8 protein-coding genes are annotated in these 7,414 nt (G+C 66.6%); 5 read left to right on the forward strand and 3 right to left on the reverse strand.

Going from position 1 to position 7,414, the window contains the following annotated elements:
- Positions 1-50 precede the first annotated feature (50 nt).
- The 3 genes from RAN53_RS06830 to RAN53_RS06840 all read left to right on the forward strand — a co-directional run bounded on the left by RAN53_RS06830 (position 51) and on the right by RAN53_RS06840 (position 3,411).
- Positions 51-1,499: an MATE family efflux transporter gene (locus RAN53_RS06830; protein WP_305796063.1), complete on the forward strand. Its 1,449-nt coding sequence runs from the start codon at positions 51-53 to the stop codon at positions 1,497-1,499.
- Positions 1,471-2,523: a DUF3080 family protein gene (locus RAN53_RS06835; RefSeq protein ID WP_305796064.1), complete on the forward strand. Its 1,053-nt coding sequence runs from the start codon at positions 1,471-1,473 to the stop codon at positions 2,521-2,523. The genes RAN53_RS06830 and RAN53_RS06835 overlap by 29 nt, the downstream gene beginning before the upstream one ends.
- 156 nt (positions 2,524-2,679) lie before the next feature.
- Entirely contained in the window at positions 2,680-3,411 is a 732-nt protein-coding gene (locus RAN53_RS06840) for a hypothetical protein (protein WP_305796065.1), read from the forward strand.
- Here the strand turns inward: RAN53_RS06840 and tusA are convergent.
- Positions 3,408-3,647: a sulfurtransferase TusA gene (gene tusA, locus RAN53_RS06845; protein ID WP_305796066.1), complete on the reverse strand. Its 240-nt coding sequence runs from the start codon at positions 3,645-3,647 to the stop codon at positions 3,408-3,410. The genes RAN53_RS06840 and tusA overlap by 4 nt on opposite strands.
- 45 nt (positions 3,648-3,692) lie before the next feature.
- Between tusA and RAN53_RS06850 the strand changes: the two genes are divergently transcribed.
- A complete protein-coding gene (locus tag RAN53_RS06850) occupies positions 3,693-3,983 on the forward strand; it encodes an antibiotic biosynthesis monooxygenase family protein (RefSeq protein ID WP_305796067.1) in 291 nt (96 codons plus the stop codon).
- A gap of 3 nt (positions 3,984-3,986) precedes the next feature.
- Here the strand turns inward: RAN53_RS06850 and rlmM are convergent, their stop codons facing one another.
- Positions 3,987-5,066 carry a 23S rRNA (cytidine(2498)-2'-O)-methyltransferase RlmM gene (rlmM, locus tag RAN53_RS06855; RefSeq protein ID WP_305796068.1) on the reverse strand — a complete coding sequence of 360 codons (1,080 nt, stop codon included), beginning with the start codon at positions 5,064-5,066 and terminating at the stop codon, positions 3,987-3,989.
- A gap of 338 nt (positions 5,067-5,404) precedes the next feature.
- Between rlmM and gdhA the strand changes: the two genes are divergently transcribed.
- On the forward strand, positions 5,405-6,757 hold the full coding sequence (gene gdhA / locus RAN53_RS06860; RefSeq protein WP_305796069.1) for an NADP-specific glutamate dehydrogenase: 1,353 nt from the start codon (positions 5,405-5,407) through the stop codon (positions 6,755-6,757).
- 93 nt (positions 6,758-6,850) lie between these two features.
- Here the strand turns inward: gdhA and RAN53_RS06865 are convergent, their stop codons facing one another.
- On the reverse strand, positions 6,851-7,012 hold the full coding sequence (locus RAN53_RS06865; protein WP_305796070.1) for a hypothetical protein: 162 nt from the start codon (positions 7,010-7,012) through the stop codon (positions 6,851-6,853).
- Between the last annotated feature and the right edge of the window lie 402 nt (positions 7,013-7,414).

Here is a 7,414-nt window from a genome sequence, read left to right on the forward strand (position 1 = left end):
CTCGGCCTTGTTAGCATGGCCGCCCTGCCCGACCGCATGGAGCGCACGTCTTGAGCCGCCCGCTGGCCACTCTCCTCGATACCGCACGCCGCGAGACGCGCCCGCTGCTGGCGCTGGCCCTGCCGATCTGCGGCGCCCAGCTGGCCCAGGCCGGCATGAGCGTGGCCGACGTGATGATGACCGGACGCCTGAGCCCCACCGACCTGGCGGCGGTGTCGGTGGGTTCCAGCCTGTGGCTGCCGCTGATGCTGTTCATGACCGGCACCCTGATGGGGCTGACGCCCATCGTCGCCCAGTTGTTGGGTGGCCGACGCAGCGCCGAGATCGCCCCCAACGTGCATCAGGGGCTGTGGGTGGCGCTGACGCTGGGGGCGCTGGCTGCCGCCCTGCTGTGGTTTGCAGTAGGTCCGATCTTCACCCTGATGAACGTGCCCGAGGCGGTGGCGGAGGGCTCCCGTAGCTACCTCTTCGCGGTGGCCTTCGGCATGCCGGGCGCCGCCCTCTTCCAGGCCCTGCGCGCCTTCTCCGACGGCATGAACCACACCCGTCCCTCGCTATGGATCAGCCTGGTAGGGCTGGCCGTCAATGTGCCCAGCAACTTCGTGCTGATCTACGGCGGCGAGGGGCTAGGCGACCTGCTGGGCAGCTGGCTGCCGGACTGGATCCTGGCGCTGCCAGCCCTGGGCGCTCTGGGCTGTGGCATCGCCACGGCGCTGTCGCTATGGACCATGTGCCTGGCCATGGCGCTATACACGCGCCACTCGCGGGCCTATGGCGGGGTCTCGCTGTGGCATGCCCCCAGCCGCCCTCACCGGCGGATGATCGGCGAGCTGCTCTACGTGGGGCTGCCCATCGGCGTGGCGATCTTCGTCGAGGTCACCCTGTTCACGCTGATCGCCCTGTTCATCGCCAGCCTCGGCGAGATCACCGTGGCCGCCCACCAGGTGGCGCTCAACTATACTTCCATCCTGTTCATGCTGCCGCTGTCGCTGAGCATGGCCCTGACGGTTCGGGTCGGCAACGTGCTGGGGCAGCAGCGCCACCGCTACGCGCGCCGGGTGGCCTGGCACGGCATCGCCGTCTGCCTGGTAGTGGCGCTGATCAACGGCCTGCTGCTGCGCTTCACCGCGGAACCGGTGATCGGCCTGTATACCCGCGACGCGGAAGTGGCCAGGCTGGCCCTCTCGCTGGTGCTGCTGGCCATGGTCTACCAGGTCTCCGACTCGCTGCAGGTCAATCTGGCCGGGGCGCTGCGCGGCTACAAGGACACGCGTATCATCATGGCCATCACCCTGGCCTCCTACTGGCTGGTGGGCATGGCCGGCGGCCACTGGCTGGGCACCCGCGGCGTTCCCGGCCTGATCGAGCCCCTCGGCGTGCATGGCTACTGGATCGGCCTGATCGGTGGGCTTACCGTCGCGGCGGCGATGCTCGGCGAGCGATTGAGACGAATCGGCAAGGCGGTGGCCCATGGCGAACGCGACCCGCTCCATCCCTGACGCCCTGCGCCGCTGCGGCGTGGCCACCGCCCTGGCGGTGATCCTGGTCGGCTGCGGCGGGGGCGACGCCAGCGATACCCTGCTGCGCGACTACCAGCGAGCCCTCGCCGAGCGGCTCGACCTGACGCCTCCCGCCCATGCAACGCCCCGCAATATCGGTGCCTTCCCCGAACTGCGCGAGCGCCGCGTGAGCATCCCCGAGACCCGCGAGGGCATGCTCGACATCTACGCCCTGCGCGAATGCCATATCACCACCCTGGTCGCCGAGCGTAACAGCACCCTGGGCCGCGTGGCACCGGCCAGTCAGCGTTGGCAATACGAGCTCGAGTTGTGGCGGCGCCTGGCGTCATGCCTGTCGGGCGAGGTGCCGGGGCGCCTCGCCGCGGAGGACCTCGCCCGCCTCGAGCGGCTCACCGCGACCAAGCGCGAGCAACTGCCGCGCGCGACCTGGAACGGGCTGTTCGGATCCGAGGAGTGGGCGCAGAGCTTCTCGCGGGTCAGCTCCGTCCTGGCACCGGATGCATTGGCGCCTCCCAGCGAACAGCTGGCCGCCCTGGACTATCTCAACGAGCTGAGCCGTGCCCCCTTCGAGGCGAACCGGCCACTGCCGAGCCCCGAGGCGCTGGAGGGCCACCTGCGGGCACTCAACGACCGCCCCTACACGGCACAGTTGCTGCGCACCCTGCTGCTCGCGGAGCAGCGCCTCGCCGAAGCCAACGCTCTACTCGACCGGGCACTCGCCACCCCCGGACACTGCCCCACCGGAGGCTTCACCGCCGACCTCCAGCAGATCCCTGAGGCCCGGCGACTCGCCGACTGGCTGGACGCACTGGATGGCGCGGCCGCGGCGTGGCTCTCGGGCCTGGCACCGCTCTTCGCGAGCCTGGAAGCACCGCCGGACGCCGTGGAGGCGTACCGCCGGGCCTGGCTCTCGCGACAGCACTCCGAGGCGCCGCTACCCCGCTTTCGCGACGCCATGCAGGGCCATCTGGAGCGGCGCCGGCGCCTCGCATCGCGCTGTTGAGCGTCGCTTCGACGAAGGCCTCAGGCCACAGGGCTTAACCTGCGAGTGGGTCTATGCTATTGGTGGTGCCTGAGTGACGCAGCGCGCTTCCGCGCCGGCCCGGGGAGCCTGCCGCCCGGCCCGGTCCCGTGATCAAGCAGCATCTGGAGAGACGCCATGGGAACCCAGCTGTCACCCCGCTCCGCCCGGGTCATCGACCTGGAAGCAAGGCGCCAGCGTCAGCTGGCCAGACGCCGCCTGATACGACTGGCACCGGAACTCGATGGGCTCGAGATGGTGTATCGCCTGGACTCCAGCCCGGACACCCTGTATGGCATGCCGCTGCTGGCCTGGGGCCTGCGCGAGGATGGTGAGGTGGTCGGCCTGGTGGCGTGGATGGAGTCATTGACACCCTGCCAGCGCCTCGACGACGACGAGCATGGCCGCTTCGTCGGCTACCGGGACCCCGAGACCGAGGAGCTGTTCGAGGTAGCGCCGGAACACAAGCTGATGGAGCTGGAACACGCCGCCAGCTACTTCGACTACGAGGAGACCGAACAGGTCACCCTGATCCAGCAGCTGCCCGAGATCCAGGGCACCCACGCCCTGTGCATGGACGACGGCGATGCGCCCTGGCAGCTCAAACAGGTGTTCGGCTGGCGCCTCTACAGCGACGGCACGATCGAAGCGCTGCTCGCGGACGAGCGCCGCGTCGAGGAGACCCCGATCCTGCTCGGCGATGCCTGCCTCTATCCCGGGCACAGCCGCCATCGCCTGGTTTACTTCTTCCAACGCCAGATCGCCAACCGCATCCGTCAGGAGGACCCCGCGACTCTGGAGGCGCTGGCCCTGATGGTGATGCCGGATGGCGACCCCGGCACATCACCGTCCGCGCCAGGACAAGATTAGCCTAAACGGATAAAGTAGAGGTAGCTGTCCCCGAGCTGCTGCTGATGGACCAGCTCATGGCCCAGGAACTGGCAGAACTTGGGCACGTCACGGGTGGTAGCCGGGTCGCTGGCGATCACCTTCAGCACCTCGCCCGCCTGCATGTCGCGGACCTTGTTATGCATCAGCATGATCGGCTCGGGACAGTAGAGCCCGGTGGTATCGAGCTCGGCGTGAAAGTCGGGTTTCTCTGCCATCGAGGACCTCGTGGGTTGCTTAAGAAATCAGTCGGAGCCTGCAAGATGATCAAGATCATTATCGAACGCCGCATCATGCCCGGTCTCGAGGATGAGTACGAGGAGGCCGCCCGCGAGGCCATGCGCGAGTCCCTGGGCGCCAGGGGCTTCGTGGGTGGCGAGAGCCTCGTGGAACTGGGACACAGCGACCGGCGTCTGATGATCACCAAGTGGCGCGACATGCGCGCCTGGAAGGAATGGTACTCCAGCGAGACCCGCACCCGGGTGATGCAGCGCCTGCTGCCACTGCTCACCGAAGAAGAGCGCATTCGCATCTACGAGCCCGCCGCCCACTGAGCCTCACGCCCTCAGGCGGACATGCACCGTCACCTCTTCACGATCATGGTAGAGGTGGCGGCAGGCGATCTCGGCGTCGACCCTGGCCGCCGCCAGCGCGTCGGCGAGCCGTCGCAGGCAGGAGTCCACCTCGGGCCAGCGGCGTTTCATCGGCAGCTTGAGGTTGAAGACCGCCTCCCGGCACCAGCGCCGAACCAGCCAGCGCTCCACCATCGCCTCCACCCGTGACGGCTTGTCGACGATATCGCAGACCAGCCAGTCGAGGCGATACGGAGGCTCCCAGGTAAAACCATCCTCGTGCAGGTGCTCGACCTGTCCGGTGGCCATCAACGCCCTGTCCATGGGGCCATTGTCGATGGCGTAGACATGCATGCCGCGCTGCACCAATTGCCAGGTCCACCCGCCGGGCGCCGCCCCCAGATCCGCGGCCTGCATGCCCTGGCCCAGGCGCTCATCCCACTCCTCCCGCGGCACGAACTCATGCCAGGCCTCCTCCAGCTTGAGCGTGGAACGGCTGGGCGCCGCTCTCGGGAAGCGCAGGCGCCGAATGCCGCCCGGCAGCTCGCTGCGATTGCCGGGAAAGCTCATGCCCAGCTGCACACGATCGCCGGCGCTCCACAGCAGATGCAGGCGCCGTCCACCCGCCTTGCGACGCAGCGCCTTGCGCTTGGTCAGCAGCGAGGTCAGTGGCCTCTCCAGCGCCTTGGCCAGCCCGGCCAGCGCCTTGCCGTCGTTGGTGTCCGGGGTCTCCTGCCACAGGCTCTCGAAGCTCCAGCCGCTGGCGACCACCTGGTCGACGATCGGCGTCAGTCGGTCATCACGCGACAGCACCAGTGGCGGCAGTGCCACCAGACTCTGGCGGGCGAAGACCAGATCCGTCAGCGGCAGGTCACGATGCAGGCCGTTGGCCGCCTCGCCCTCGTGCAGCAGGAAGCGCACGAAGCCATCGTTCTGAGCATGATGCGCCTCCCCCTCCCAGCCCAGCGCCGCGACCTTGTCGGCAAGCTCGGCTGCCAAGTCGGGCTCGAAACCGGGACGACAGTAGCAGAGCAGCTCCCCCGGGTAAGTCATCGTCTTCTCCATGCCGCACCTTGTTCCTCAGTGTGCCTGTGGCCCCGCCCCTGCCGGAACAACCGGCGGCGAAGCACCTTAGCACCACGCCTGCCACGAGGAAAGCCGCCATAGTGACACAGGCACCGGGAGCCTAGCGTTTAATAAACATTTATGAAACTTTTCTTTTGCGCAATCGAGGTGCAAGCTTTTCCTGGATTTACAAGCGAGTTTGGCTCATAACAATGTCTCACGCGCGCATGGCCCATACATTTGCTGCATAATGGTGCATTGCTATATAGTCGTTGTCCGTGGAAACCACTTTCAGATTGGCCCGCTGCGGCCGGCACACTCACACACAGGACACGATGATGCCCTACGTTCACGATACTCTGGAAAACCTTCGCAAGAGCAGCCCCGCCCAGACCGAGTTCTACCAGGCGGCGGAAGAGGTACTGGAGTGCCTGCGCCCGCTGTTCCAGCATAGCCCCCACTATCTGGACCACAGCATCATCGAGCGTATCGTCGAGCCGGAACGCCAGATCATGTTCCGTATCTGCTGGACCGACGATGACGGCCGCGTCCAGGTCAACAAGGGCTACCGCATCCAGTTCAACTCCGCGCTGGGGCCCTACAAGGGCGGGCTGCGCTTCCACCCCAGTGTCACCTCCGGCACCATCAAGTTCCTGGGCTTCGAGCAGATCTTCAAGAATGCTCTCACCGGCCTGCCCATCGGTGGCGGCAAGGGCGGCTCGGACTTCGACCCCAAGGGCAAGTCCGATGGCGAGATCATGCGCTTCTGCCAGGCCTTCATGTCCGAGCTGTATCGGCACATCGGCCCGCACACCGACGTGCCCGCCGGCGACATCGGTGTCGGTGGTCGTGAGATCGGCTACCTCTACGGCCAGTACAAGCGCCTCACCGGCCGCTATGAAGGCGTGCTCACCGGCAAGGGCCTGGACTGGGGCGGCTCCATCGGCCGCAAGGAAGCCACCGGCTACGGTGCGGTCTACTTCGCCCAGAACATGCTGGAAGCCCTCGGCAAGACCCTCGAAGGCAAGACCTGCCTGGTCTCCGGCGCCGGCAACGTGGCGATCTACACCATCGAGAAGCTCTACGAGATGGGCGCCAAGCCGGTGACCTGCTCCGACTCCCGCGGCACCCTGCATGACGCCCGCGGCATCGACCTCGACCTGCTCAAGGAGCTCAAGGAGGTCAAGCGCGCCTCCCTGGAGGCCTACCTGGAGCAGCATCCCGAGGCCACCTACATCCCGGTTGGCGAGTACCCCGAGGGTGGTCACGCGGTCTGGCGTATCAAGGCCGACGCCGCCTTCCCCTGCGCTACCCAGAACGAGCTCACCGCCACCGATGCCGAGGCCCTGCTGAGCAACGGCGTCTACTGCATCAGCGAAGGCGCCAACATGCCTTCCACCGCGGATGCCGTGGATCGCTTCCTCGAGGCGAAGATCGCCTATGGACCCGGCAAGGCCGCCAATGCCGGCGGCGTGGCCACCAGCCAGCTGGAGATGGCTCAGAACAGCAGCATGGAGAAGTGGCCGCTGGAGAAGGTCGACGAGAAGCTCAAGGAGATCATGGCCAATATCCACCGCCAGTGCGCCGATACCGCCGAGGAGTTCGGCGAGCCTACCAATCTGGTACTGGGTGCCAACATCGCCGGCTTCCGCAAGGTAGCCGACGCCATGATCGACCAGGGCGTGGTCTGACCCCAGGCGCCGCACATCACGCAACAAAGAAGCCCGGGCCACTTGGCCCGGGCTTCTTCATGGATCCTCGACAGCCGCGCGGCCGTCGGTTGATCAGATATGCGGCAGGTAGCCACGGCGCGCCTGGGCCGCGCACTGCGCCTCAGCCAGGCGGAGCATGCCGCGCCACACCCGACGCAGCAGCGGGCGAACGATGACGCGCGAGGTACCGGTGCTGTCCCAGATGGTGGGATAGGTTTCGACCGACGGAGTCATGGCAGAGCCCTCTCAATGCTGTGGAAGATGGTCGTATCATACCTTGGTATAACAACCAAAGTCTAACCACCCGCCGACAGTCCCCAGACGCAAAAAGCCCCGAACTCACAAAGGAGCTCGGGGCTTTTCTCAATAAGTGCCTGACGATGACCTGGCCGGCGCTCCGGGGGCCGGCCTCCCGGCGGCCGGCGCTCCGCGACTTTACTCGTCTCATCCTGAGACTCGCCCTTCGGGCCCGCTGAAGCGGTTCCCGTTTGTTCCCGACAAACGGGCCATGGGGAGACCCCTAGAACGACGAAACCCCAGCCATGGGCTGGGGTTTCTGAATAAGTGCCTGACGATGACCTACTCTCACATGGGGAGACCCCACACTACCATCGGCGCTGAGCGGTTTCACTGCTG

Origin of the sequence: Halomonas sp. SSL-5 (assembly GCF_030708455.1) — a bacterium.
Classification (GTDB): domain Bacteria; phylum Pseudomonadota; class Gammaproteobacteria; order Pseudomonadales; family Halomonadaceae; genus Halomonas.